The organism is Pseudoalteromonas gelatinilytica, assembly GCF_001641615.1.
In the GTDB taxonomy this organism is placed as follows: domain Bacteria; phylum Pseudomonadota; class Gammaproteobacteria; order Enterobacterales; family Alteromonadaceae; genus Pseudoalteromonas; species Pseudoalteromonas gelatinilytica.
In genome coordinates, this window is record NZ_LRRU01000005.1 from 1 (window position 1) to 24,965 (window position 24,965).

The 24,965-nt window shown below is 42.1% G+C and carries 29 protein-coding genes and 2 tRNA genes; 14 read left to right on the forward strand and 17 right to left on the reverse strand.

What is annotated here, in order from left to right:
* Positions 1 to 877 precede the first annotated feature (877 nt).
* The 8 genes from NH153_RS02240 (at position 878) to NH153_RS21825 (ending at position 6,950) form a co-directional block, all read left to right on the forward strand.
* Positions 878 to 1,810 carry a hypothetical protein gene (locus NH153_RS02240; protein WP_063700561.1) on the forward strand — a complete coding sequence of 311 codons (933 nt, stop codon included), beginning with the start codon at positions 878 to 880 and terminating at the stop codon, positions 1,808 to 1,810.
* Positions 1,811 to 1,840: 30 nt separating this feature from the next.
* Positions 1,841 to 2,740 (forward strand): DUF350 domain-containing protein, encoded by a 900-nt coding sequence (locus NH153_RS02245; protein WP_062566277.1) that lies wholly within the window; start codon positions 1,841 to 1,843, stop codon positions 2,738 to 2,740.
* 72 nt (positions 2,741 to 2,812) lie between these two features.
* Positions 2,813 to 4,465: a polyamine aminopropyltransferase gene (locus NH153_RS02250; RefSeq protein ID WP_420820056.1), complete on the forward strand. Its 1,653-nt coding sequence runs from the start codon at positions 2,813 to 2,815 to the stop codon at positions 4,463 to 4,465.
* 79 nt (positions 4,466 to 4,544) lie between these two features.
* Complete coding sequence (locus tag NH153_RS02255; RefSeq protein ID WP_063700564.1) at positions 4,545 to 4,958, forward strand: YjfI family protein; 414 nt, start codon at positions 4,545 to 4,547, stop codon at positions 4,956 to 4,958.
* 24 nt (positions 4,959 to 4,982) lie between these two features.
* A complete protein-coding gene (locus NH153_RS02260; protein ID WP_063700567.1) occupies positions 4,983 to 5,675 on the forward strand; it encodes a PspA/IM30 family protein in 693 nt (230 codons plus the stop codon).
* A 71-nt stretch (positions 5,676 to 5,746) separates the two neighbouring features.
* Positions 5,747 to 6,385 carry a hypothetical protein gene (locus NH153_RS02265; protein ID WP_055199258.1) on the forward strand — a complete coding sequence of 213 codons (639 nt, stop codon included), beginning with the start codon at positions 5,747 to 5,749 and terminating at the stop codon, positions 6,383 to 6,385.
* A complete protein-coding gene (locus tag NH153_RS02270) occupies positions 6,382 to 6,699 on the forward strand; it encodes a hypothetical protein (RefSeq protein WP_063700569.1) in 318 nt (105 codons plus the stop codon). Before NH153_RS02265 ends, NH153_RS02270 begins: the two co-directional genes overlap by 4 nt.
* Positions 6,700 to 6,764: 65 nt before the next feature.
* Positions 6,765 to 6,950: a hypothetical protein gene (locus NH153_RS21825; protein ID WP_054554683.1), complete on the forward strand. Its 186-nt coding sequence runs from the start codon at positions 6,765 to 6,767 to the stop codon at positions 6,948 to 6,950.
* Here NH153_RS21825 and NH153_RS02280 read toward each other — a convergent pair.
* From NH153_RS02280 to NH153_RS02300, 5 genes are all read right to left on the reverse strand, one after another.
* Positions 6,943 to 7,344: a hypothetical protein gene (locus NH153_RS02280; protein ID WP_063700571.1), complete on the reverse strand. Its 402-nt coding sequence runs from the start codon at positions 7,342 to 7,344 to the stop codon at positions 6,943 to 6,945. The two genes, NH153_RS21825 and NH153_RS02280, sit on opposite strands and share 8 nt — an antisense overlap.
* Positions 7,345 to 7,357: 13 nt before the next feature.
* Complete coding sequence (locus tag NH153_RS02285) at positions 7,358 to 7,843, reverse strand: hypothetical protein (RefSeq protein WP_063700573.1); 486 nt, start codon at positions 7,841 to 7,843, stop codon at positions 7,358 to 7,360.
* 149 nt (positions 7,844 to 7,992) lie between these two features.
* On the reverse strand, positions 7,993 to 9,369 hold the full coding sequence (locus NH153_RS02290; RefSeq protein ID WP_063700575.1) for a class II fumarate hydratase: 1,377 nt from the start codon (positions 9,367 to 9,369) through the stop codon (positions 7,993 to 7,995).
* Between the two features lie 8 nt (positions 9,370 to 9,377).
* The gene (locus tag NH153_RS02295; protein WP_058585360.1) at positions 9,378 to 9,704 is read right to left on the reverse strand and encodes a hypothetical protein; all 327 of its coding nucleotides are present in this window, start codon (positions 9,702 to 9,704) and stop codon (positions 9,378 to 9,380) included.
* A gap of 145 nt (positions 9,705 to 9,849) precedes the next feature.
* The gene (locus NH153_RS02300; protein WP_036974335.1) at positions 9,850 to 10,044 is read right to left on the reverse strand and encodes a hypothetical protein; all 195 of its coding nucleotides are present in this window, start codon (positions 10,042 to 10,044) and stop codon (positions 9,850 to 9,852) included.
* 183 nt (positions 10,045 to 10,227) lie between these two features.
* Between NH153_RS02300 and NH153_RS02305 the strand changes: the two genes are divergently transcribed.
* A complete protein-coding gene (locus tag NH153_RS02305; RefSeq protein ID WP_063700577.1) occupies positions 10,228 to 10,818 on the forward strand; it encodes a DUF938 domain-containing protein in 591 nt (196 codons plus the stop codon).
* Here NH153_RS02305 and NH153_RS02310 read toward each other — a convergent pair.
* The 3 genes from NH153_RS02310 to NH153_RS02320 form a co-directional block, all read right to left on the reverse strand.
* A complete protein-coding gene (locus NH153_RS02310) occupies positions 10,795 to 11,934 on the reverse strand; it encodes a GNAT family N-acetyltransferase (RefSeq protein WP_063700579.1) in 1,140 nt (379 codons plus the stop codon). The two genes, NH153_RS02305 and NH153_RS02310, sit on opposite strands and share 24 nt — an antisense overlap.
* Positions 11,931 to 13,298 carry an alpha/beta hydrolase gene (locus NH153_RS02315; protein ID WP_063700581.1) on the reverse strand — a complete coding sequence of 456 codons (1,368 nt, stop codon included), beginning with the start codon at positions 13,296 to 13,298 and terminating at the stop codon, positions 11,931 to 11,933. The genes NH153_RS02310 and NH153_RS02315 overlap by 4 nt, the downstream gene beginning before the upstream one ends.
* A 68-nt stretch (positions 13,299 to 13,366) precedes the next feature.
* Positions 13,367 to 13,828, reverse strand: a complete 462-nt coding sequence (locus NH153_RS02320) for an Lrp/AsnC family transcriptional regulator (RefSeq protein WP_063700583.1) — start codon at positions 13,826 to 13,828, stop codon at positions 13,367 to 13,369.
* A 113-nt stretch (positions 13,829 to 13,941) separates the two neighbouring features.
* On the opposite strand from NH153_RS02320, the gene NH153_RS02325 reads away from it, so the two are divergent.
* Together NH153_RS02325 and NH153_RS02330 are read left to right on the forward strand one after the other, a co-directional pair.
* On the forward strand, positions 13,942 to 15,111 hold the full coding sequence (locus NH153_RS02325) for a PrnB family protein (protein WP_063700585.1): 1,170 nt from the start codon (positions 13,942 to 13,944) through the stop codon (positions 15,109 to 15,111).
* Positions 15,111 to 16,229: an aminotransferase class V-fold PLP-dependent enzyme gene (locus NH153_RS02330; RefSeq protein WP_063700587.1), complete on the forward strand. Its 1,119-nt coding sequence runs from the start codon at positions 15,111 to 15,113 to the stop codon at positions 16,227 to 16,229. The genes NH153_RS02325 and NH153_RS02330 overlap by 1 nt, the downstream gene beginning before the upstream one ends.
* Here the strand turns inward: NH153_RS02330 and NH153_RS02335 are convergent.
* The 5 genes from NH153_RS02335 to NH153_RS21830 all read right to left on the reverse strand — a co-directional run bounded on the left by NH153_RS02335 (position 16,201) and on the right by NH153_RS21830 (position 18,247).
* A complete protein-coding gene (locus NH153_RS02335; protein ID WP_063700589.1) occupies positions 16,201 to 16,965 on the reverse strand; it encodes an MBL fold metallo-hydrolase in 765 nt (254 codons plus the stop codon). The two genes, NH153_RS02330 and NH153_RS02335, sit on opposite strands and share 29 nt — an antisense overlap.
* Before the next feature lie 68 nt (positions 16,966 to 17,033).
* On the reverse strand, positions 17,034 to 17,534 hold the full coding sequence (locus NH153_RS02340; RefSeq protein WP_167350230.1) for a DUF4124 domain-containing protein: 501 nt from the start codon (positions 17,532 to 17,534) through the stop codon (positions 17,034 to 17,036).
* 108 nt (positions 17,535 to 17,642) lie between these two features.
* Positions 17,643 to 17,735 (reverse strand) — tRNA-Ser (locus tag NH153_RS02345).
* Positions 17,736 to 17,788: 53 nt separating this feature from the next.
* A tRNA-Ser gene (locus tag NH153_RS02350) sits at positions 17,789 to 17,879 on the reverse strand.
* A 227-nt stretch (positions 17,880 to 18,106) separates the two neighbouring features.
* A complete protein-coding gene (locus tag NH153_RS21830; protein WP_167350231.1) occupies positions 18,107 to 18,247 on the reverse strand; it encodes a hypothetical protein in 141 nt (46 codons plus the stop codon).
* 324 nt (positions 18,248 to 18,571) lie between these two features.
* Here NH153_RS21830 and NH153_RS02355 point away from each other — a divergent pair, with 324 nt between their 5' ends.
* Positions 18,572 to 19,420 carry a diacylglycerol/lipid kinase family protein gene (locus NH153_RS02355; protein ID WP_063700593.1) on the forward strand — a complete coding sequence of 283 codons (849 nt, stop codon included), beginning with the start codon at positions 18,572 to 18,574 and terminating at the stop codon, positions 19,418 to 19,420.
* Between the two features lie 54 nt (positions 19,421 to 19,474).
* Here NH153_RS02355 and NH153_RS02360 read toward each other — a convergent pair whose 3' ends face one another.
* A complete protein-coding gene (locus tag NH153_RS02360) occupies positions 19,475 to 20,404 on the reverse strand; it encodes a DMT family transporter (RefSeq protein WP_063700595.1) in 930 nt (309 codons plus the stop codon).
* Positions 20,405 to 20,505: 101 nt separating this feature from the next.
* Between NH153_RS02360 and NH153_RS02365 the strand changes: the two genes are divergently transcribed.
* Positions 20,506 to 21,948 carry an aminotransferase-like domain-containing protein gene (locus tag NH153_RS02365; protein WP_063700597.1) on the forward strand — a complete coding sequence of 481 codons (1,443 nt, stop codon included), beginning with the start codon at positions 20,506 to 20,508 and terminating at the stop codon, positions 21,946 to 21,948.
* A gap of 65 nt (positions 21,949 to 22,013) precedes the next feature.
* On the opposite strand, the gene NH153_RS02370 is transcribed toward NH153_RS02365, so the two are convergent.
* On the reverse strand, positions 22,014 to 22,814 hold the full coding sequence (locus NH153_RS02370; RefSeq protein WP_063700707.1) for a YggN family protein: 801 nt from the start codon (positions 22,812 to 22,814) through the stop codon (positions 22,014 to 22,016).
* Between the two features lie 391 nt (positions 22,815 to 23,205).
* Between NH153_RS02370 and NH153_RS02375 the strand changes: the two genes are divergently transcribed.
* Positions 23,206 to 23,394: a PA3496 family putative envelope integrity protein gene (locus tag NH153_RS02375; protein WP_082389337.1), complete on the forward strand. Its 189-nt coding sequence runs from the start codon at positions 23,206 to 23,208 to the stop codon at positions 23,392 to 23,394.
* A gap of 52 nt (positions 23,395 to 23,446) precedes the next feature.
* On the opposite strand, the gene NH153_RS02380 is transcribed toward NH153_RS02375, so the two are convergent.
* Positions 23,447 to 23,929: a glutathione peroxidase gene (locus NH153_RS02380; RefSeq protein ID WP_063700599.1), complete on the reverse strand. Its 483-nt coding sequence runs from the start codon at positions 23,927 to 23,929 to the stop codon at positions 23,447 to 23,449.
* 67 nt (positions 23,930 to 23,996) lie between these two features.
* The gene (locus tag NH153_RS02385) at positions 23,997 to 24,863 is read right to left on the reverse strand and encodes a LysR family transcriptional regulator (protein ID WP_063700602.1); all 867 of its coding nucleotides are present in this window, start codon (positions 24,861 to 24,863) and stop codon (positions 23,997 to 23,999) included.
* Positions 24,864 to 24,965 lie beyond the last annotated feature (102 nt).

Here is a 24,965-nt window from a genome sequence, read left to right on the forward strand (position 1 = left end):
CCGATGATAGTGTGGCATTTGCCATGTGAAAGTAGGACATCGCCAGGCTCCAAATTAGAGAAAGCCCGATTCGAAAGAGTCGGGCTTTTTTGCGTTTAGAGCTATCCACATAACGTGCCCTATTCATTCTTCAGGTAGGTTGGGTAGAGCGCAGCGAAACCCAACGTCAGTTAGCGAGTGGCTAGTTAGCAAGGGTAAAGTTGAACTGTAGGGGGGTTGTTAAGTACAGAGTCACCCTCACTAACAACCCCATGTAGGAGGCACTTCAGTGCCGAATAGACAAGAGATATCAGACTTCAGATATTAGAGGTCAGTTGAGCTGTGGGGTTGTTTAGTACAGAGTCACCCTCAGCAACAAACCCCGTAGGAGGCACTTCAGTGCCGAATAGACAGGAGACATCAGACGTCAGATAGTAGATGTCAGTTGATCTGTGGGGTTGTTTAGTGAAGAGTCACCCTCAGCAACAAAACCCCGTAGGAGGTACTTCAGTGCCGAATCTAGACCATAACAAACACATTCACGGCTAAAGCCATTCCTACAAGTACACTTTACCTAGAACCTAGAACCTAGAACCTAGAACCTAGAGCCTAGAGCCTAGAGCCTAGAGCCTAGAGCCTAGAGCCAGAGGGAGACACAGCACCAAACACCCACACCGCGCGGCTGAAGGCTGAAAGCTGATAGCTCTGTGATGTGTTGGGTTTCGCTGCGCTCTACCCAACCTACGCCAGACCTTAAAACTTTCCCCTCGCTAACTTTACTCTCGCTAACTTATGTAACCTACCACCCAATTTACCCTTTGTTGCAATTTTAATCTTGGTTTAGCACTTGAGCTATGTAAAACTATTTGCGTTTTTAAACCACAATCAGGTGACATGAATGTCTCAAATAAAAGCTTGGAAACTTATTAGCCTGTTTTGTTTGGTAAGCTTGCTTATGGGCTGTGAGTCGAAAGAAGAGCAGCTGAAACAAACAATACAACAATCCATAGAAAAAGCTGAAGTTGAATTAAATCAACTTGGTACAGCGCTTGATAATGGCTCTTTGCGTAATGCGACGATACTTAAACAATACGGACAAGTGCTTGCTGAGCAGCAGCCGCAACTTTCTGAGATCGCGCGAGTAATTAGTCTTGATGCTACTCGTGAAGGGGCTATTTATTCAGGTCTTACACAACGCTTAGCTGAGGTTAAGTCTACTTATCTAATACCCCCTTATGAAGATACCCTTCATCAACTTGATCTTATTCGTGATGCTGCCAAACCGTCTTTATTTCAGGATGCGCTGACAGATCCTATCAATATGCTTGCCGATATGTCGCAAGGCTCACTAGCGCGGGTTGGTGCAATTAGTGAAGCTGCTGAAGGTGAAAGTGTTGGTAACCAGTTAGTTGGTAACCCTAACTATGGGCAATGGCAAACAAATAGCAGCGGTACCAGTTTTTGGGTTTGGTACGGTATGTATCGCATGTTGGGCGATGTATTCGACCGAGTTGAATATGGTCGCTGGAGCCGCCATAGAAAGTATAGCTATTACAATGACTATGGCCGTTATCGTTATTCGAGCCCAAAACAGATTAAAGCACAACAAACGGTAGAGACGCGTACTCGACAGTCTTATCAACGCCAAGGTAAACAATTCACTAGTCCGTATGCCACAAAGCGCAGTGGTGCATCTGGATTAAGCCGTAGCAGCTATACGCCGCCACGCACACGCAGTAGCTATGCTTCTAGCAGTAGTTACAGTAAAAGCTCTGGGTCATTACGCAACAGCTCGAGCAGAACATCACGTGGCATTAGCCGCGGTAAGTAGTGAAAAGAATAACCACCGGAGTTACAACACATGTATGAATTTAATGGAATAACAACTTGGTCGTTGCAAGCTTTAGCAATCGACTTTGCAATCATTATCGCTTTATTTGTCAGCCTAAAATTTATCAAAGGCTGGGTATCTAACTTACACGCTAATGATGAAATAACTGAGCGTGATAATTTTGCTTTTGGTATTAGCTTTGCGGCAGGACTTGTGGCACTGGCTATTGTTCTAAGTGGCGTGAGCAGCGGCTCATTTGCACCAACCTTGCAACAAGAAGCATTACAAATGCTTGGATATGGTGTGATGGCGATTGTACTTATTAAGCTAGGTCATTTCTTCCAAGACAAAGTAGCGCTTCGCAAAGTGAGTCTGCACGACGAAATCGTAAAAGGTAATGCGACTGCTGCACTGATTGATTTTGGTCATGTAGTGAGTGTCGCTATTGTGATTCGCTCAGCTTTATTTTGGGTGGCAACCGAAGGCTGGCATGGTATTCCAATCGTGATCGCGGCCTTTGCAATTGGCAGCATTGCGATGCTACTGATCAGTCAATATCGCGTGCAGTTATTCAAACGTACTAATCGCAGTGGCGATTGCTTACAACAAGCGGTTATTGACGGCAACTTAGCTGTGGGTATTCGTTACGCTGGCTTTTTAGTGGGTAGTGCATTGGCATTAACGGCTGCATCAGGTATTGCTCCTTATGCGGCTGACAATATTGTAGCTAGTTTAGGTTACTGGGCATTAAGTGCAGCGGTAAGTTTAGTTGCCTTCATTTTACTACACTTAGTGACTATCAAAATCATCCTATCTGGTTGTGATATTTCAGACGAAGTGAACCGTCAGAAGAACGTAGGTGTAGCTGCTATCTCTGCAGCAATCTCATTTGCGATTGGTTCGACTATGGCAACCTTGTTAGGTGCCTAATTAGTGTCTACTACAACAAGCGCCCCAAGTAGAGCCAATCTACTTGGGCATGATTTCCTATTAATATCTGTTATGGCCGTACTCGCTGGGTGCGGCCTTATTTATGAATATCTTCTATCTCATTATGCTGGTCGTGTATTAGGCTCGGTCGAGAGTGCCATATATGCCATGATTGGCACCATGATTGTCGCTATGGGTATCGGTGCCTTTTTAGCTCGTTGGTTTAAAGATGCATTTACTGCTTTTGCTTGGCTTGAGAGCATTATTGCTTTGGTCGGCATGGGCTGTATTTTAGCGATAGCAAGTGTTATCGCTGTCAGTTATTCATTGCCGCATATCTTCTCCGAAATATTTAACCTGCCTGCAGATACGGTACTTAATGGTTACGTGTTTGAAAGGCTGCAAGAATGGTCTCGTTTTTTACCTTATGTGTTTGGTCTATTACTTGGGCTATTAATTGGTATGGAGATCCCGTTAATTGCGCGTATTCGCCAGCAAGTCTATGGGCGCTTTTTAGAGAACAATGCGGGCACCATTTACGGGGCTGATTATATCGGTGCCGGTATAGGTGCTGCGATTTGGGTGAGCATTATGCTCGCGATGCCAATTATGCAAGCAGCAGCGTGGACAGCGTTATTTAATATTATTGCCGGTCTCGTATTTTTATGGCGCTATCATCAACACGTTCGCTTCGCTAAGTTACTGTTAGTTTGCCATGTACTGTTGTTGGTGTTTTTTGCGTTTGTGCTCGTGCTTGGCACTAACTGGATGAAAAATCTAAGCAATGTTTTATACAAAGATAAAGTCATCTACTCGCAAGCAACTAAGTATCAGCATTTGGTGTTAACTGAGCGTTTGAGTCGCAATCAGCCCAATGCAATTACTGATCTTTACCTCAATGGTCGTTTACAGTTCTCAAGTGTGGATGAGCAAATTTATCATTCAATGCTTGTCTATCCTGCTATGTTGGCCTCAAATCGCCATGACCGCGTGTTGATCATCGGTGGCGGTGACGGGCTTGCATTACGTGATGTTTTGAAGTGGCCAGTAGAGCATGTCACTCTGGTTGACTTAGATGGTCAGCTGTTAAACTTATTTGGTAATGATGTTGGCGACTATGATGCGCCAGAGAAAATCAGAACACGTTTAACAGCGCTAAATAAACATTCTATGAGCGACCCTCGTGCTGATATTCGCATTGCAGATGCCTTTTTAGAGGTCGAAGCAATGCTGGCAAAAGGCGAGCGCTTTGACACTATTTTAATTGACCTACCAGACCCTAATCACCCTGATCTCAATAAGATGTACAGTGACTATTTTTACAATCATGTACGTCAGTTATTGGCACCTGACGGGGCTGTGGCTGTGCAATCAACATCCCCTTATCATGCGAAGAAAGCATTTTTGAGTATTGCTAAAACAATGAAAGCTGCGGGTTTTGGTTATGTTGAGCAATACCAACAAAATATTCCTTCGTTTGGTCAATGGGGTTGGACAATCGCGACTACCGCTGGCAAATCAGCAAGTCAGCGAATTCGTGAAACTAACGAATTACCCGTGCCATCTCGTTGGGTAAGCAAAGAATATTTATTGGCTTCTTTTGTGTTTCCGAATCATTTTTTTGAACAAGTAAACACGATTGAAGTCAATAGATTAGGTTCTGGAACCTTATATGATTATTACCGCCAAGCGTGGCAAGTTGAAACCGAATTGTACAAAAATTGATATTTTATAGTTGACATAATATGTCGGCTATGCAAATCTTAACTCAGACATAATATGTCAAAACGTAAAAAGGTGAGACATGGAATTAAATGAACTATCAATCAAACTGGCTTCTTTTGAAACAGAAGGTGTGAGCTTTGAGTCTTTCTTGATTGCCAACGAAGGTGAGCAAGATGTGTTACAAGTTATCGTCGATGGGAATGATGAGTTACCTATCTTTGTTACTCAAACAGAAGAGCAATTACTGTGTATTAGCTACCTGTTTGCTGAAGACGAAGTACAAGCAGATATGCGTAATGAGTTAAACGAAACGTTACTACGTTTAAATGTACCAATCCCATTAAGCGCATTTGCAAAAATTGATGATAAATACGCTATTTTTGGCGCGTTATCGGTTAATTCATCGTTTGATGATATTACCCATGAGTTGGTAACACTGGCAGACAATGCGATTGATGCACTTGAAGCCGTGACCATTTATTTAAACGATTAATTAGCAATTTCTGGAGTTAAGATTATGAGTATTTTAAAGAAACTATTTACAGCTGTACGTGGTGGCGCTCGTGAAGCAGGACAAGCAATTGTTGATGCAAACGGTATCCGTATCTTTGAACAAGAAATTGCTGATGCACAAAATGCCCTACAACGTGCTAAGAAAAGCCTGACTGAAGTAATGGCAAAAGAGATGCAAACGAAGCGTAAAATTAGCGCACTAGATGCATCAATTGCTGAACATGAAGCGTATGCAGGCCAAGCACTTGAAAAAGGTAACGAAGCTCTTGCATTAGAAATCGCAGAAAAAATCGGTGATTTTGAAGCTGAAAAAGCAGAGAACGAAGAAGTGTTAGCTGGTTTTAGTAACCACATTGTGCAACTAAAGCAGCAAGTTAAAGAAGCTGAAAAGTCGATTAAAGAAAACCAACGTCAATTAACAATGGTTAAAACGACTGAAAGTGTGCAGCAAGCAACAATGGCTGTAAACAGCACGCTAAATACGAATAGCTCATCAATGACATCAGCACGTGAGTCTCTAGAGCGTATTAAGCAGCGTCAGCAAGACCGCCAAGACCAGTTAGGTGCGGCTAAGCAATTAGAAGCTGACACTAACGGCGATGATTTAAAAGCGAAAATGGCTGAAGCGGGTATTGGTGATACGAGCCCGAAAAGCGCGGATATTTTGGCGCGTATTAAAGCAAAGCAAAATAGCTAATCTGTTAGCGGAAAAACAAAAGGTAACCCACGCACTGGGTTACCTTTTTTGCTTCAACAAGGAGTCAGCCAATGTTTAACTTTTTCAAATCTAAAAAAGCCCCAGAGCGTCAGCTTACTGATCCAAGCCAATTACTTGTTGGTGATATGCTAACAGTGATTGATTCGTTCGCTTACCCAAGCTGGTTAAAAGGACAGACACTGCGTGTTATTGATGTGCAAACGTATCAGTATCAGCGTAGTGCAGAGTATGAGTTGGTACTCGAAAGCGAATCTGGCCAAGTGGTGTTTTTGCAAATTGAGTCAGATGACGGTGAACAGTGGGCAAACTTTGCGATCAAAATTCAACGCGATGATGTTGATGAGATTTTTACCCTTGATGAGTTTGCTCGTATTTTTGATGAAGACGAATTAACGGCAATTAATGTACAAAATAGTCCAGAGCGTTTTAGTCACTTTTTAGCATCGAGCTATAAACAATCAGAAGCACCTTATGTGTGTTATTTCCATAATAAGGACTACCGTAATAAGCCTTTACCTCGATATGAAGATGAAGGTGGTGAGCCGTGTGAAATGATCTGTTTAAGCTCTGACGATGAATCGCATAGTCTAAATATTGAGATCTGGGAAGGCGGTGAGACAGAAGTATCACTGACGTTAACTAGACCAATTAGCGATATTGTTGACTTATTTCCTGGGGATGCCAAGTGAGTGATGCAAAAGCCAAATGGCAGCGTCAGGAGCAAGCTGTTAGAGCCACACAAATGGCATTTGATTTAAGCTCTGAAGTGCAAAAATCAATTAAAAAGCAAGCCATTGACCAAGAGCTTACGCCATCAGATATGATCCGTAAAATTTTGGAGCTCGACGTTAAGTCGAAAAAAACCAGACAACGCTTATCGTTTAACTTAAATGATGAAGAGATTGCCTTATTGGCTGAGCGGTTTGGTGTTGCTGCTGATGATAAACGTGCTGTGAAACAGCGAGTGGCAGAATTACTCATTGCACACAGCAAAAAAAGCTAGGGTTTTGCCTTTACTTCTTTAAGCCCTTACACTGAGACTAGTTGTTTTAAAGAAGTGGCATGACTGTGGATATTATTTTACTTGCGTATTTAGTTATTTTTGCATTATTTGGCACTGCAGCAAGTTACTTTGTTCGCTACATTTATGCTTATTGGGTGCATAATACAATGCAAGTAAAGTACATTTATAAGGCCGGGATTTGTATCATCAGCGTGGTGATAGTATCCGGCCTTATTGCATTGTTTACTTAATTTCGATTGCTTGGCACTGCTGTGAAATACACAGCGATTGTACAGGCAGGACTGGTGAGCAATCGTTAACGGTTAATGCTTGATCAGATGACTTTTCAGCTGCTGTAATTCGCTCCGCAAGTTGTTCAGCTTGCTCTTGTGCGTTGTTTAACGTTGAATAGACCACATAGCGACTTGGGCCACCACATGCTCGCTCACCAACTTCTAACACCTTACATTGAAAGCTCGCAGTACAGCTATTATTGCTAACGATATCGTTCAGCTGATCATTTAAATCACCTAGATCAACGCGCGCAGAGCTACCCGACGTTGTTGTTTCGCAACCGCTTAAAGCAATACTTGCTAGCACAGTTGTGGTGATGAAAAATTTATTGAAAGTCGATGAACGAACCATTATTGCTTATTCCTTAGTATACACTTGCCGCTGAGCCTTCGATTCTAACACAAGTATTCTCAGAACACTGCGCACCCGGTGCGGTTAGATGCTGACAAATACTCATCATGTCGTTTGCTGCGTTAAATTGCTTTTCAAGGGCGGTGATGTCTTTTGCAAGTTTTTCAACCTCAGCAGTGTCAGCTGTTTTGGTTGAATAAACAATGAAGCTACTTGGGCCGCCACAAGCACGACTACCAACAGGTAATACTTTACATTGGCTGCTGTTATCACAGCTTTGATCATCGATTAATTGTTTAAGTTGCTCATGGGCTGAGCTAATAGTCGCTTTATCTGGGGCAGCTTTGGTCACTTCCTCAGCGTTTTTTATTTCAACGGCTTTTGGTGCCTCGATAAGTTTATTGCTGGTTGCCGTTGATTCGGCTTGCTCATTAGTTGCAGCGTCCGAGCACGCAGTTAATAACACAGGAAATAAAATTGCCAATAGAGGATAGCGCATAACATACCTAAAAATCGTTGAATAAGTACTCACTATCATACACATTGCTCAAAGTGGAGCAATAAAAACGTTAGCTTTCAGTAAGTAGCTCTGTATTCACAGAGCTACAGTAAGATAAAAGTTTTACACCTATCTGCAATAAATAGGTATTACAAACCACCTTGGGTTAGTTTGGCAGGGTTCAGTAACTCGCTCAGTTCTTCGCGCGAAATATCCGTATGCTCTGCAGCAACATCAATAATAGGACGACCTTCTTGATAAGCTAATTTGGCAATTTTTGCGGCTTTGCTATAGCCGATCACCGGATTAAGTGCAGTAACCAGAATTGGGTTTTTAGCGAGCGCTTTATCAACATTGCTTTGGTTTACTTTAAAGCTGGCAATCGCTTTATCTGCCAGTGCTTCACTGCTATTCGCCAGCAGTTCGATACTTTGCAAAATGTTTAAGGCAATCACAGGCAGCATTACATTGAGCTCAAAGTTACCCGCTTGACCAGCCACTGTAATGGTGGCGTCATTACCAATGACTTGTGCGCTGACCATAGCGGCAGCTTCAGGGATCACTGGGTTTACTTTACCCGGCATAATTGATGAGCCCGGTTGTAAAGCCTCAAGCTCAATTTCTCCAAGCCCTGCAAGAGGGCCTGAGTTCATCCAGCGTAAGTCATTGGCTATTTTCATTTGTGCGACAGCAAGTACCTTTAGCTGACCTGACAGCGCAACAATGGCATCTTGTGAGCCGATGTTATAAAAGAAGTTTTTGCTTGGGCTAAAGCGAATACCCACATTCTCACTCAAGTGTTGGCAAAACTCACCGGCAAACGCAGGGTCGGCATTAATACCAGTACCAACTGCTGTGCCACCTTGTGCAAGTTCACAAACTCGCTCGAGTGCTTGGCGAATACCAGCCATTGCATGATCCACTTGTAACTGCCATGCCGCCAGTGTTTGTGCAAAACTCACCGGCATAGCATCCATTAAATGTGTGCGGCCGGTTTTCACAATATGGCCTACTTCGGCTTGTTTGTTTTGAAGGCTTTGACTGAGTTTATCGAGTTTAGGAAATAGTTCATAAATGATGTTAATAGCGCTACTAACAGCAATCGCAGTAGGGATCACATCATTTGAGCTTTGCCCCATGTTCACATCATCATTGGGGTGAATGGTTTCGCCTGCAAATTGGCTCGCCAGCGTTGCAATGACTTCATTGGCATTCATATTTGAGCTAGTGCCTGAGCCTGTCTGAAATACATCAACAGGAAACTCTGAAAAATGTTTACCGTCGATGACCTCTTGGCATGCTTGCTCAATGGCTTTAGCTTTACCTTGGCTCAAATGGCCTAAAGCAGCATTACTTTGCGCGGCAGCTTGCTTAATGTAGGCGAGGGCGGTGATAAATTGCTTAGGCATGGCTAAGCCACTAATTTTGAAGTTATTGATAGCGCGTTGCGTTTGAGCTTGATACAACGCATTGGCAGGGACTTGTAGTTCACCCATGCTATCTGATTCGGTTCTAAATTGGCTCATAAACACTCCTAAATCGGGTTAAATTCTTGGCTGAGAAGGCACGCTTCTCGCTCCAAACTGAAATACTTTTCAATACAGTTATGAGTTTTGTAGTAACGCTTTAGCGCAAGTTGCGGTTTATAAAGCTGGGCCAAACATTGTTTACGAATTGCATTATGCACTAATGAATCACACATCTTTTCAAGTAGTTCATGAAAGGTGCGTCTTAGATACAGCTCTTGCAAAATAAAGTTGTGATGCTTTTCGTAATAGCGTGCAATGTTTAAACCCGCTTCAACATAGTTAGCAACAAGCGCAGGGGCATGTAACCCAGGTCTTTGGCAAACACATTTCATTTGCCGCTGATAATGGAGCATAGCATTGTGAGAGTGCATAGAAAAACCGATTAACTGTAATGATAATTGTTATCATTACAGTTAATCGGTTTTAGTGCAAGTCTTATATAATGAAGCTAAGACTGAATGGATTAACTGTGTGTGATTAATTGTAGCCGAGAATAAAAATCTGGTCTGTTTCATGTTTTTTCGGCGCCTGTACATTTTCTTTGTTACATTGAGAAAGAAGATCGATCACGGTTGCTCTGTCGTCACAACTTGTTAAGGCGGCTTTTTCGCTTTCAGCACGTTCGCTGGCTGCAATCGCTGCATCTACAGCGGTGTAGGGTGAGATATACATAATATTGCTCCTATTGGTTAATTCACATATGAAAAAGCATAAGCTGTACCAATATTGATAAAAGTTCGTAACTAGCTGAAAATTATTGCTTTATATTTTTAATTAATAAATTCACCGCGACTTTGTTATTTATTTTTGCTTTACTGTTGTGCACTAATTACCAAACATGGTGCACTAATTTGTATGGATAAACCCTTCTCTCAAGCCTGTGAAAACAACAAATTACCTATTTTAAACGTATTAGAAGCGTTCTTTTCTGATGTGACGGATGTATTAGAAGTCGGCTCAGGCACAGGGCAACATAGTGTGCATTTTGCAACGCATTTAGCACATTTACAGTGGCACTGTAGTGATCGCGAGGTTAATCACCTTGGGATTTTACAATGGCATCAAGAAGCTGCATTAACTAACTTGCATGCACCACTCACACTTGACCTTAATGATCCTTGGCCGGTTGAAACAGTGAATGCAATTTTCACTGCGAATACAATGCACATTATTAGCTGGCCACTGGTGGAGCGCTTTTTCCAAGGTGTAGCAAAGCATTTAGCGCCTAAAGGTAAATTGTGTATTTATGGACCATTTAAATACCAAGGTAAGTATACCAGTGCCAGTAATGCAGAATTCGATGCTTTTTTAAAACAGCAAGATGCACATAGTGCAATCCGTGATTTTGAAGCGATTTGCCAACTTGCAGAGCAAGCTGGCTTAACCTTTGTTGAAGATGTGCAAATGCCAGCGAATAACCAATTATTGCTGTTTAAAAGGCAGTAAGCTTTCGCATTGGGCTTTATAGAGCGCCATATGTTGGCGTTCTCTAGTAATAAAATCACTAATCGCTGCTGCAAACTCAGTGTGCTGAATATGATGCAATGAATAGGTATTTACGGGCTTAAAACCGCGGCTTATTTTATGCTCACCTTGCGCGCCAGAATGGAACTTTTTAAGTTTATTGGTAATGCAGTACTCAATGCCTTGGTAATAGCAAAGCTCAAAGTGCAAACTATCAAGCTCATAATTTGTTCCCCAGTATCGACCATATAAACAGTTCTGATCTTTAAAACTGAGTGTGGCGGCAATCACTTCTCCTTGATACTTAGCGAACATTAACACCAGTTTGTCGGCCATGCTTTGCTGTAATAACTCAAAAAAGGCGGTATTCAAATAACCATTGTGGCCTGAGCGCTTCAAATAGGTTTGGCGGTAAAAATGACTAAATTTCTGCATATGCTGTTTGTTGATGTCAGCGCCTTCGAGCCATTCTATGGTTATCTGTTGTTCAGCTATTTTAGCGCGTTCTTTTTTGAGCGATTTACGTTTTCTTGCGGTGAGTGAAGCTAAAAAGTCCTCAAAGTCATTATAGCCTTCATTAAACCACTGAAACTGCACGCCATGACGTTGCATTACGGTGTCGCTAGTTAATGCTGTCGCTTGTTGCTGGTGGCAAAAATTTATATGCCAACCTGACCAGTTTAATTGCGCTACCGTTGCTGTGAGTATGTGCTGAATATACGCATAGACTTCAGCGGGCTTATTGTGATTTATACTAATTCGTTGCCCTGCAATAGGTGTGAAGGGTACGCCACACAGCCATTTAGGGTAATACTCTAGGCCATGTTGTTGATAGGCTTCAGCCCAAGCCCAGTCAAATACATATTCACCATAAGAGTGGTGTTTTAAATACCCGGGAAGTAGGGCTATGACTTGTTCTTGCTGGTAAATTGCTAGGTGCATGGGTTGCCAGCCCGACTCTTCACTCACACAGCCACTTTGTTCTAAAGCAGCTAAAAAAGCGTGTTCTGTAAAGGGCGTATCATCAAAAAATGATTGCCAAAGAGCGGCATCAATCTCGCTTATTTGATTAAACCAACGGTGGCTAAACTCAGTCATTGTGCAGCCGATTCAATATCTTTGATAAAATCGTTGATATGCATAGCAAGCTTATCGAAATAAGGGTTAAACGTGAGTCGCGCAAAGGGCTTGTGCGCTTGTAAATTTTCGGCTGTGCGCTCACCCATCACAACGTCTTTTTGGTATTTGCAGGCTGTATAAAGCGTGTCGTCATCTAAGTAGCTGCCGCAATTGCGATACAAAGCTTTACGACCGTAGTAAGGGTTGCTGGGTTTATTAACGATACCAATGTGTGACATCCCTTTGATTTTTTTACAGTCATCGGTGTCGCAGTCATCACGAATTATTTGGTAATCAGCTGGAAAGCTAGCTGGGATGTTTTTGTCATCCCCATAGTATACAAGGCGATCAAGCTGGTTATTTTTGCGCGTTTTTGGGTCGTGCAGCTTAGTTAAAATCTTAAAGGTTGCTTGGTTATCTATTGTGGTGTCAATATCACTAAAGGTACTAAATATCGCTAAATTAGGCAGTTGGCGATGACGTAGTTCATCAAGGCTAATACGGCTCATTGCTTCGTGACTAGCTGAGGCAGCACTAAATGGAAACGACTCATACTTGGCAAAATCAAGGTCCGCATCTTTATCAATCCAATTCACAAATGGAATCGCATCGACCCATTTCGCCAGCCAACCGTTTTTATTGTGTGGCTCGCTTGCGGGTGAAAACAACATAGCAGCCGTAATTTTATTATCGACCGGGCCTTGAGTTAAGTAATCAATAACCAGTGCAGCACCCGTTGAGTAGCCCCCTAATATCACCTGATCAAAGTCTTTTAATGTGCGCTCAATGGCATACACGCTAGCCTTTTGCCAATCATCGGCATCGATGTCTCTAAGTGCTGCAGGAGCGGTACCATGCCCAGGTAGTAAAATTGTGCGCACCGTATAACCTTGTTGATAATACACCTGTGCAAGGTCGTGATAGGTAAAGGGTGAGTCGGTTAAACCGTGGATCAAGAGCACGGCTTTACGGCTATCGGCCTGTTTAAGTTCAAATGGGCTTATTAAATCAGCAACAGTCGCGTTAGCTGGTCGAGCGCCTTGTGCAACAAGCTGCTGATAGGTGTCGGTGTAGACAGGGCATGGCAAACTAGCACGCGGATTTTCGCTACTAATTTGCAGGTACGCAGCGGTTAAATAGTCACTAAATGCTTGCTCGATATTATAGCTAAAGGTGCTATGGCTGCCTGGTAATGGTTCTCTAAATAGCCCTTCGCGCTTACTTTTCATCATTAGTGCTTGGTCTTCAAGCTGAGTAAGGCAGGTTTGTTGCTGTGCCATTAATGGGCTGCTAAATAGTCCACTGATGGCCCAAGAAAGAGCAACTAAGTTGATGAATTTCATATTTTAAGCATCCTTTTAAAGCCTGTTTTTAGCTTATCGAGTTATGTTTTATTTGCAAGCAAGCTGCGTCAAGCGAGCGGTAAATGACGCTTAGTGAACGCTTGTTTTAAAACCACCGTCGACTCGATGTTAGCAATACAATCAATACTACCTAATTTATGTTTCACAAAGCTTTCATAGCTTTCTAAATCAGCGGCAATAATCTTGAGTAGATAGTCATAACTGCCTGAAATAACAGAGCACTCAAGCACATGTTCAAGCTTCTCAACCTGCTGTTCAAATTGCTCAGCAGCGGCAACAGAGTTTTGGTTTAAGCGAACAAAGGCATACACAGACACATTTAAATCAACGGCTTTAGGATTGATGGCAGCATGATAACCGCTGATCACATTTGCTGATTCGAGCTTTTTAATGCGGCGAAGGCAAGGGGTATCTGACAGGCTAACAGACTGGGCCAGCTCCGAGACAGAAGTTCTTGCATTGTCTTGTAGAGCATTAAGTAGTTGTTGGTCTTTTTTGTCTAATCTCATTTTAATTTGAGTGATTTTCACTAATCTAGGTGGATTCTAGTCTATATTTTGGCGATTAGCACTCATTGAACTCTGTTAACATTATCGCAATATAATTATTTTGGAGTGAGCCTGTGACTGAGAACACCAAGGCATTTGATAGCTGGCTTCGCACCCGTTTTGTTGAAATCAACAGCGAATTAGAAAAACTATATTGGCAACAAGACGATAAAGCGAATGTAGAGGGTGTCGGTGAGCACCTTAAACGTCAATTAGAGCAAGAGGGTAATGAGCATATTTGTGCTTTACTGGCTGAGGGCAATACCGATGAAGGCTTTGATAACGCCTTCGATTTATTAGGTAATGTTGGTTTGTATATGGCGGCATGCCGTCGACATGAAATCACTGAGCCTTCTCGTGAAACAAGCTCACCGCTTGTTGAAGCCTCTGCGTTGGCAATGCACATCGGTGCATCTATTGGTGTAACCCCGCGATTTGCAACGGCGCATTTAACCACCCACAATAAAGCGGTTGATGGTTTGTATAAGCGCTTTACTGACCTTGAAGATGAGAAAATCTTTGTCGATTACAACACCAAGGGCATTTTAGCGTATAAGCGCGCGGCAGATGCTTTATTAAAAATTCAGCCGTTAGGGATATCGCACCCTATCACGGCTGATTTACTGGCAGTAGCAAAACAAGCGCTGCTTGATGTGATTGATTCGAATAATGCGCTATATAACAAGCTCGACACAGACCGTTTTTTCTATTGTGTACGTCCGTATTACAAGCCGTACCGAGTAGGTAAAGAGGTATATCGAGGTGCGAATGCCGGTGATTTTGCGGGCATTAATGTCATCGATTTATTACTTGGTCTTTGCTTTGCTAATGAACCTAGTTACTCGCAAATGCTGGTGGATAAATTCTTGTATATGATGCCTGAAGATCAGCAGATCCTGCGTGAGAGCATGCGTATGACAAGTATTATGGATGACTTCTTAGCGGCAGAAGCTGAGCGCGATAGTGAATGGTTACAAACTAACTTAAAGCTGTTCATTCAAGTGTGTAAACTGCATGGTGATACTGCCATTGGCCATCATAATCAATTGGTCAGTAAATATATTGCGCAGCCTTCACAGCAAATGCAGCAACAACATATGGATAAAGTCACAGCCAGTGGGCCGCCTTTGCATGTGTTACTAAACTCACTAGAGCAGTTGCGTGATCGCCGTGCGGCAGTAAAGCGGGATGATATTCGCACTCGTTTCGATGACTTAACTAAGTTAAAACAGTGGATTAAGTAATGAACAAAAACGATTTTGTAATTCCACAAGGCAGCTATTTGCTTAACCACTCTGTTGGGCGACCATTAAAATCTGCTGAGCAGCATTTTCATCAGCAGTTTTTTGCCGCTTGGCAACATGAAAATAAAGAACCATGGCAACAGTGGCTGCAAGGTGTCGAGGCATTTACGAGTAGTCTCGCTAAATTATTTAACTCGCACAGTGAGCTATTTTGCCCACAAGTTAACTTATCGAGTGGTTTAACTAAGCTTTTGATGTCGCACCAGCGACTGCAACAAGAAAATTGCAAAGTGTTGATGGCAGAAAGTGATTTTCCAAGCATGGGTTTTGCAATGCAAAAAGCCCTACCTGAAAGTGCTGAAATCGTGTTTATTGATAAGCATGAAGACTTAACCGATGCGCAGGTTTGGCAGTCATATTTAGCGAATAATGATATTGATTTAGTCTTTATTAGCCATGTTTATTCAAACACGGGTCAGCAAGCGCCTATTCATGAAATTATAAATATCGCGAAACAACACAACACATTGAGCTTACTTGATGTTGCGCAGTCTGCAGGTATTTTAGAGGTCGACTTAACTAAGCTAGATGCCGACTTTATGTTGGGCTCGAGTGTCAAATGGCTATGTGGTGGACCGGGTGCTGCTTATTTATGGGTTAACAGCAAGCAGCTATCACTTTGTCAGCCACAAGATGTTGGCTGGTTTTCTCATCAAAATCCGTTTGAGTTTGATATTAAGCACTTTGCTTATCATCAAACCGCGTTGCGCTTTTGGGGTGGCACACCCTCAGTTGCACCTTATATTTTGGCTTCGCATAGTATTAATTACTTTGCTGATCTTGGTATTGAGAAAGTACGCGCTCATAACTTAGCAATGCTCGCGCAGTTTCATGATCAATTAGCTGATTATATGCGTTCACCAATACAGGCTGACAAATGCTCTGGAACGGCCATTATGCATTTTGGCGAGCAACAAGCGGCTGTAAAAGCTGCGCTTATTGCAGCGAATATTGCGGTTGATGAACGTCACTTAGGTTTAAGAGTTTCAGCTCATATTTATAATGAGCAGCAGGATATTGATAAATTTATCAAGACTGTGAAAAGCGCTTTAAATTAAGTGCTTGTCGGGCCTTTGCTTTGACGGAACGCCAGTGCGTCATTGGTTTTTCGGGGACCAGCGCTAAAATTTGCTCAAAGTCGATGTCATCAATACTAACTTCGTTACTGTGGGCAAACATAATTCGTTTTGGTTGCAGCGCTTTTAGCATTAACAAAGAGTTTAAATACAGCTTTGGGTAAAAAACAGGAAAGGGTGGCACAAGCTGCCCTTTTACTTTTACCAATAAATCAGCAATGTAAATTCGCTCGCTAGGAATATGATACAGACTAATATCTCGGTCTGTATGACCTGGGCTATGCAGTGCTTGCCAATCGTCAAAACCCGGTAGGGTTGCATCTGTGGCAAGGTAATAATCTGCATCTAAATGGCGGCTGTACCAAAGATTGTGGCGTTTTTTATTTAACCTACCGGCGACCCACCAAGCCAAAGCGATATCGGTTAAATGCATTAAAAAACCAGCAATGCCTCTATACCATTGCCCAGGGGCGTTCGACGTAGCTATTTTGCCACCGCTTAACTTTCTTAATGCATGCGCTCCACCGGCATGATCGGGGTGCATATGGGTGACTACTATCAGTTTTAAGTCTGTGATGGGGCGCTTGAGTTGCTCGGTAATATAGTCAAATACAGTATTCACATCAGCACGGCAACACCCATCAAGCAGCATCAATTTATCTGGATATTCAACCAAATAGATATTTTGAATATAACCTTCGAGCGTGTGAATTTGCAAAACGATTGATCCCTAAACTTAATCAGCAAACCTGTTATATCATGTCTGACCAGTTTTGGTAAGCTAGACTAATTGGACTGGCTGTTTTGCTCAGTTAGCTGTTTCTTGCCTTCTTCTAACTGTGCTACCTGTTTTTCGAGGATGGTGATTTGGCTTTTATAATAAGCGTTAATACGCTCACTTTGTTTGCTGATAGCATCTTCAATAGAAGGCGCACCTAACCTGTTTGCGGCATCTTGCGTCATATTATTGAGTTTATCGATGCGTTCACTTTGTTGTTTTTGTAGTTCTTTGATTTCTAACTGAAGGCGGTCTATTTCGCGATCGGCTTTTTGAATTTTTAAATAATCCTCAACACTTAAGTCCGCAGGCTTTTGTGGTTTTTCCGGCTGCTCTGTGGCTGGGGGTTGGTTAGTTGCTGGTGGCGGTGCAATTTTCACGATTACTGCGTCTTTACCACAAGGCTGCTCTGTAAAGGTGGCAACCCCGTCAATCATGCACTTATAAATAGTGGCCTGACTGTTGGCGCTGGCAAATAGGGCAAGAGTAAAAAATGCAAAACGAAACATAGCATCACTTTGTGTAGCAAATAGATACTTAGCATGCATGAAATATAATGAAGTGTGCAAGGTTTCGGGCATAAAAAAACCGCTTAAAAGCGGTTTTTAATAATAAAATGGTGGAGAAGGAGGGATTCGAACCCTCGATAGAGCTACAAACCCTATACTCCCTTAGCAGGGGAGCGCCTTCGGCCACTCGGCCACCTCTCCAGCGCATAATTCTGATTGTAATTTGCTGAAATAAATCAACAAATAAAAATAAGTGGTGGAGAGATAGGGATTTGAACCCTAGAGGGGCTACAAACCCCTGCCGGTTTTCAAGACCGGTGCATTCGACCACTCTGCCATCTCTCCACATCGTGATGCGAGAATAATACTTAGCTGAATCGGCTGTGTAAATAGGAAAAAGTTTGTTTGCTTGTTTTTTGAGCGTAAAGAGGGGGTTTTTTGTAAAAAGGTTTAATTATTTGCTGTTTTTAACTTAAAAGAAGGGGGTTGGGGCAGTAAACGGAGGAGCTAAAGAAGGATCTTCGTTAGTGGTTGGGTGTTTACTGCACCGATAAAGTAACCATGGTTGGGGATTACTTGTGTTGTACTGCGCCGCCAAGAGCTAACTTTTTGCCGTAGCGATTTAGTTTTGCCAACATTTTTGCTTTGCGGTTTGTTGGTTTTACGGCAACATGAGCTGCAGCGTTTTGGTTTAATGTATTAATTGGGTTCATTACTTTGCTCCGGGTTGTGTTTGGTTGAAAACGTGAGTATTTTGCAACCAAACTGGACAAAAATAAAACGATAAAAATTGAGTCTATCGGATAACTTTTTCTAATCTGAAAGCCTTTTATTAACATGGGGTTAAGTTTTTAAATACACATTGCTCTGCATGCTTATGCAATTGCATTTGCGTTGAAGTGTAAGTAAATAAAGGTTTTTAGCTTTTGGTGTTTTTATTTATGCGTTTTTAGAGTGAGAAAGTGATTAATTATTCAGATTAATATAATTTGAACGAGCGTGGTGTTTTTGCCATGCAAGAAAAGAAGTAACCGTTGATGTTGATAATAATAAAGCCAAGTGACAAAAAAAATCATAAAAACAGTGTTGATTGGCTACTAAAAGAATGTAAAAAAAGACAGATTGAGCCTGAATTGTATTTAACCACAGGCAAGTTTGAGAATGATTGCGCTGATATTGCGCTTTTGGCTAAAAACCAGACTCAAGTTGTGGTGATTGGTGGTGATGGGACGCTGCATTTAGCCGTTAATGCATTAATGACGAGTCGCTGTTCTATCGCGTTAATTCCAGCAGGCACAGGAAATGATTTTGCTCGTGGCTTTGCGTGTAAACAACAGGCTTGGTATGAAGCTGTTTTTAATAGCCGTACAGAATTAATCGATGTTGGACAAATCAATCAACGCTATTTTATTAATGTGGCGGGAATAGGTTTTGACGCTGAAGTCGTGACTAAACTAAATAAAGCCGGAAGTTTTAGCTCGTTTGGCTACACTTGGCAGGGCATCAAACAGCTATTTTCATTTCGGGCACGATCACTTCAGGGTGAGTTTAATGGTAAAGCACTCAACTACAGTAATTTAGCAACGATTTTTGCTAATCATCATTACTTTGGTGGTGGCTTAAAGATTGCCCCTCGGGCAAAGTTAAATGATGGTCAGCTTGATTGCTACTGCATGCCAGCTGGCGGTTTATTGAAAAACCTGCTCAGCTTTTTGTATTTACTGCTCGTAAAGCATCATAGTTTGCACGCGCTGGAATATACCCGTTTAACGACTGCCGAGATCACCTCGAAAGGACTGGCTATAGAAGCCGATGGTGAGCTCGTTGGTTTTACTCCGGCTAAAGTTAAGATTCACAAACAAGCACTTCGTTTTCATGTGCCATAAAAAAGCGCCGGCAAAATTTGCCAGCGCTTGGTGTTAGAGGCGACATAGTCACTTCTAACTGGGGATGGAGCTTTTTTGCTGTAGGTTACGTGCAGCAAAAAATGCTTTAATTTGTCGAGTTGGAGTTAGCACGATAGCATTTCCGAATAACACCAAGCTAAATCCCATAAAGGTATTCGCTTGCCATTCGAATCCTTCAAATAAGGTGCTTAAAACCACTGCAACCAGCGGGAACAATACGATTACATAGCTTGCTCGCTCAGGGCCGATATTTTTAAGTAGCGCGAAGTAACAAGCAAATGCGATTACGGTACCAAATACTGCTAAATAGAAGAGCGATACCCAATAACTGGTTGGGGCATTCAATGTCAGCTCAACGTCGCTTACTAAAACATAAGCAGCTAGCCCTAAAGCGCTGTATAACATGCCCCAGGCATTGCCCTGAAGTACGCCAATATTACGCTGAGAGTTTCGAACGCTGACCATATTTCCCAATGAAGCCACAAAGGTCCCTGACAGCGCAAGTAGTAACCCGACCAACGCACCATTACTCAAGTCGAATTGCTGAATTTGTGGCCAAAACAAGCTGGCAATACCCATTACGCCAAGTAGTGCGCCAAAGTAAATTCGTTTTGCAATTGGCTTGGCGAAGAACAAGCGGGTGTTAATAATGTTCATTAATAGCAACATCGAAAAGGCAATTGAGGCCATTGCTGAGGTGAGATAATTCTGCGCCCAATACAGCACTAAATAATTTAAACCAAAGTTAAATAAAGCCAATAATGCAAAAAATCCGTGATCACGCAGTGAATATTGCATAGGGAGTTTTTTTACCAGCACAAAGGCCCACATTAAAATGGCTGCAATGGCAAAGCGATAAAATAAAGAGACCTCAACAGCGACATCACCCAGTTGAAACTCAATAGCTAGCCAAGTCGATCCCCAGATCAATACTGTAGCAAGGTAGAGAGCGGCGCTTTTCATAGTTAGTACCTAAAAATTGAAAGTATGTTCATTTTAGTTCGCTTCTGTATACTTAACATATACAGAAAACTAGAAATGCAACCTATACAGTTTGGTGGGCTATGTCACAAGTTATCAGTCGTAGTAACAGTGAGTTCTTATATCAACAAGTTATTCAGCTAGTTAGAGATCTTTGCTTGCAAGGCTCGTTATTACCGGGTGAAAAATTACCTTCGCTCAGAAAAATGGCTGATAAGCTCAACATTAGTATTCCAACGGTAAAGCAAGCGTATCAATTACTTGAAGGGCAAGGGCTGATCGAAGCCAGAGAAAAGTCAGGCTACTTTTTAAAGTCTTCACAGTTAAATCAGTCTCGTCCAAAGCGAGTTAGGCTCAGTCGAGAGCCGACCACAGTCAATAAGCAAGGCTTGATTGAGCAAGTCTACAGCGCTATCCATAAAGCTAATGTGGTGCCATTTGGTATCGCCAACCCTGTGGCCGCAGCTCCAACAGATAAAGCGCTGGCACGAACAATGCGCCGAGTAATGACACTGGCTGGCGCATCGGCAATTAATTACGGCCCAATGGATGGCTTTGCACCACTTAAAAAGCAACTCATTCATCGCTATCTGGACTTTGGTATTGGGGTTGATAGCGATGAATTAGTGATCACCAACGGTGCTCAAGAGGCACTGGCGATTGCCCTTAAGTGTGTCGCTAAACCCGGTGATGTTATTGCAATCGAGTCGCCTTGTTATTTTGGCATTATCGAGTTAATTGAAAGCTTAGGTTTAAAGGCACTGGAAATACCGCTGTGTCCTGATGAAGGAATATGGCTAGATGACTTGGCTCAAGCACTCGATGAGCATGATATAAAAGCCTGTGTGTTTTCTACCTCATTAAATAACCCTGTTGGCAGCTTTATGCCTGATGCCAAGCGTGAGCAATTAGTGGCACTTTTGGAGCAGCGCGACGTGGTGCTTATTGAAGATGATGTTTATGGCGACTTACATTTTACAGCCAAGCGTGCGACGCCTGCACAGGCCTATTCAAAAAAGGGCTTAGTGATCACCTGCGCGTCGTTTTCAAAAACAGCTGCCCCCAGTTACCGCATAGGTTGGATCATTGCCGGTAAGTTTGCAGAACAAGCAAGACGGCATAAACGCGCGCTTAGTTGCTCTGCGCCACTTATAAACCAGTGGACCTTGTATGAGTTTATAGCCAGCGGAGAGTACGACCGTAACATTCGTTTGCTTAGACAGCGCTTAAGCACCAACAAAGAGCGCATGATTTGGTGCCTGCAGCAATATATGCCAAATTGTGCGCGTATTAGTAACCCGCAAGGGGGCTGTGTTATCTGGGTTGATCTTGGTAGCCAATATGATGCGGTAAAGTTATTCCATTTGGCACTAGAGGCGGGGATCAGCATTACACCAGGGTTGATATTCTCAGCGGGTAAAAAGTACCGTAGCTGTTTTCGTTTAAGTTATGGCTTGCCTTGGTCTGAAAACTTAGAGCAGGCGATTAAAACGTTATCGCAACTGACTGTGCTGGCCAAAAAATAAAAAAGCGCAGAGCAAGCTCTGCGCGAAAGGACCAAGTTTTTGGTTCAGGGATGTTAATTCGTCAATTACTCTGCGTTCTGTTTGAAAGTAAATAGTTGGTACTCTCTTAGCTCTGGTACTAGCGCCACTAACTCTTGTTCTTTGTGAGCGATATCTGCAAAGCTGCCGCATAATGCATCTGCGCGCTCTTCCAGTTGAGCTGCCTGTGTTTCTACACGCGCTTCGATTTGTGCGCCCATGTTTTCCATACGTTGTTCAAATTCATCCATGTCGCCACCTGAGCCTAAAAGCTCAGAACCTAGCGCCACTAAAATACTGCCCATCGATTGCATCATGGCTGACTCGACTGCTGATTCGATTTGCTCATCAAATTGGTCTTCAAAGTTTTGGCCAAATTTTTCGAAATTTTGCTGACCCATGGTGAACGCACCTTGCTGATAGAAAGCGTTTTGCACTTCTACGCTGATATCGTCCATTAATTCTGAAATGTCGTTTAGGCCGTCAATATTGAAGGCTTTTGATACCTCTTCAATTGCTACGCCTGCGATTTTTACGCCATCAAGCGCAATATTTGCTACTTCAGGAAGTTGGCTGCGTAAGCTGTCTGAGTAATCTGCAATTGCTTGCTGTTGTGAAGCATCAAGCGATACGCTTTGACCATCGATATACAAAGTGTGCTGATCGATGATTTTCATCGTGCGATTATCGGCTGTGTATACTTCTAACTCGCTAGGTGTGATGCGTACATCATTTTTAAATTCAACATCACATTGCTCACCGCTGAATGAAATATTTGTATCATTATCGTTATGAGCCATTGCGCTGGTAGCGATAAATAAAGAACTTACTAACAATAACTTTTTCATTTTTTTCTTTCCTGTTTGAAATGACACAAATACATAATCAATTAAGATGCCAAAGTTAATAATTTCATATATTTCAAATTGTTGTGTTGTTTTGGCTGTTTTTACCAAAGTGATGAAAATAAAGTTTTAACCACTTTTTAGTCAAATTCACTAAAAAATATACATGCATAAATGTGTTTTATCGAAACGATAAAAAACTCTCACTTTTCAGAAATCGAATTTAGCGCTATTTATTCACAATATTGACATATGGCCTATTTAGCATGGGTGTATGGCTTTATTTTGGTGGTTTTTTAGATACTAAATTACTACTGAGCTTTTTAATCTTTGCCAATTCATCGAGCAAATTTTAATCTCCTGAATTGGTCTCAAACACTTTATGGAGTGGGTTGTGGGTAAGACATTTAGTTATGACGCGCTAGATGACGATTTTGTTGAAGACGAGTACGAAATGGTCGGGCGTAATCAACACGACAAGAAAAAGCAACGCGTTAAGAAGAAGTTGGAAGACTATCTTGAACAAAAACGCTTGCGTAGAAACTTAGGCGATGACGACTTTGACGAGTACTTGAACGACTAAGCATAAATTTAGATAAAGAGGCAATTTGCCTCTTTATTGCTTTAAGACATTGTTACTTGCTAAGTGCAGTAACAATGTCTGACTCGAGCTGCTCAGGTTTTGTTAGTGGCGCATATCGCTTAATGGCTTTGCCGTCTTTACCAATTAAAAACTTGGTGAAGTTCCATTTTATTTTGCGGGTAATAAAGCCCGGCAACTCTGATTTTAGGTATCTAAAGACAGGGTGAGCATGTTCGCCATTCACATCGACTTTGCTCATCATTAAAAAGCTAACGCCATAGTTAATAAGGCAGCCTTCTTTAATTTCCTTCGCATCCCCAGGCTCTTGTTTACCAAATTGGTTACAAGGAAAGCCAATTATTACTAAGCCTTGCTCTTGATATTTTTCATGCAGTGTTTGTAAGCCTTCATATTGTGGAGTGAAGCCACATTTACTTGCAGTGTTTACAACAAGTACGACCTTGTTTTCAAAATCAGAAAAGTCAACGGTTTGGCCTTGTAGGCTGGTAGCAGAGAGTTGGTGAAATTCGCTCATAGTGATAACTTTTTATTATTGTTGCAGTGATTCTAACGTGCTTGGCATTTTTCTAAAAGGGTAAATTTTAATCAGCAAATGCATTGGTTAAGTGTTCTATTAGTAAACGTACACGAAACGGTAATAGATCTTTTCTTGGGTAGACTAACCAAGATGCATTATCACCAACCTGAAACTCATCCAGAATACTAACCAATTGGCCATTTTTTAAGTAAGGCTCCACAATATCTAACGCTAAGTGGGCGATGCCAACTCCAGCTACAGCAGCATTTAAAATTGCCTGTGGGTGGTTACTGCGCCAATTACCATCAATACGAACTTCTTTGATTTCTTCGTCAATATTAAATCGCCAACGTTTTCGCATGGTTATTAAGCAATTATGTTCAGCCAGATCGTAAGGTGTTTTGAGGGGAGTGTGGTTGGCTAAATATTCTGGGCTAGCAACAAGTGTCATAGCACGCTTACATAACGGGCGGGCAATTAAGTTCGAGTCTTGCATCCTGCCAAAGCGGATAGCTAAGTCAAAGCCTTCTTCAACTAAATTGACGTTGCGGCTATTAAAGTCGAGATCGACTTCTACCTCAGGATAACGCTTTACGAACTCAGCCACTTTCGGTGCAACTTGGTTTGCCACGAACTCGCCTGCTCCTGTGATGCGAATTAGCCCTTTGGGTTGACGTTGTTCACCTTGTAATTGATTGTTTGCATCGATTAACTCTTGGCGAATTGCTTTTAATTTTACTGCGTATTCACGGCCTGCATCGGTAAGACTTATTTTGCGAGTGGTGCGTTGAAATAACACCGAGCCTAAACGGTTTTCAAGTTGTTGTATTTGCCGACTAATATGTGAAGTTGATACTTCCATAGCCTTTGCTGCATGAGTAAAGCTGCCGTGCTCTACAACATATAAAAATTCCTCTAAGCCTTGCCACATTATCTTGTACCCTAGAATGCCTCAGTAAATTAATAGCAGTTTAGGTCGTTTATTGTTGCATGTCTGCAAAAGTGATTATCTATTTGCTGGCTTTATCCCTAT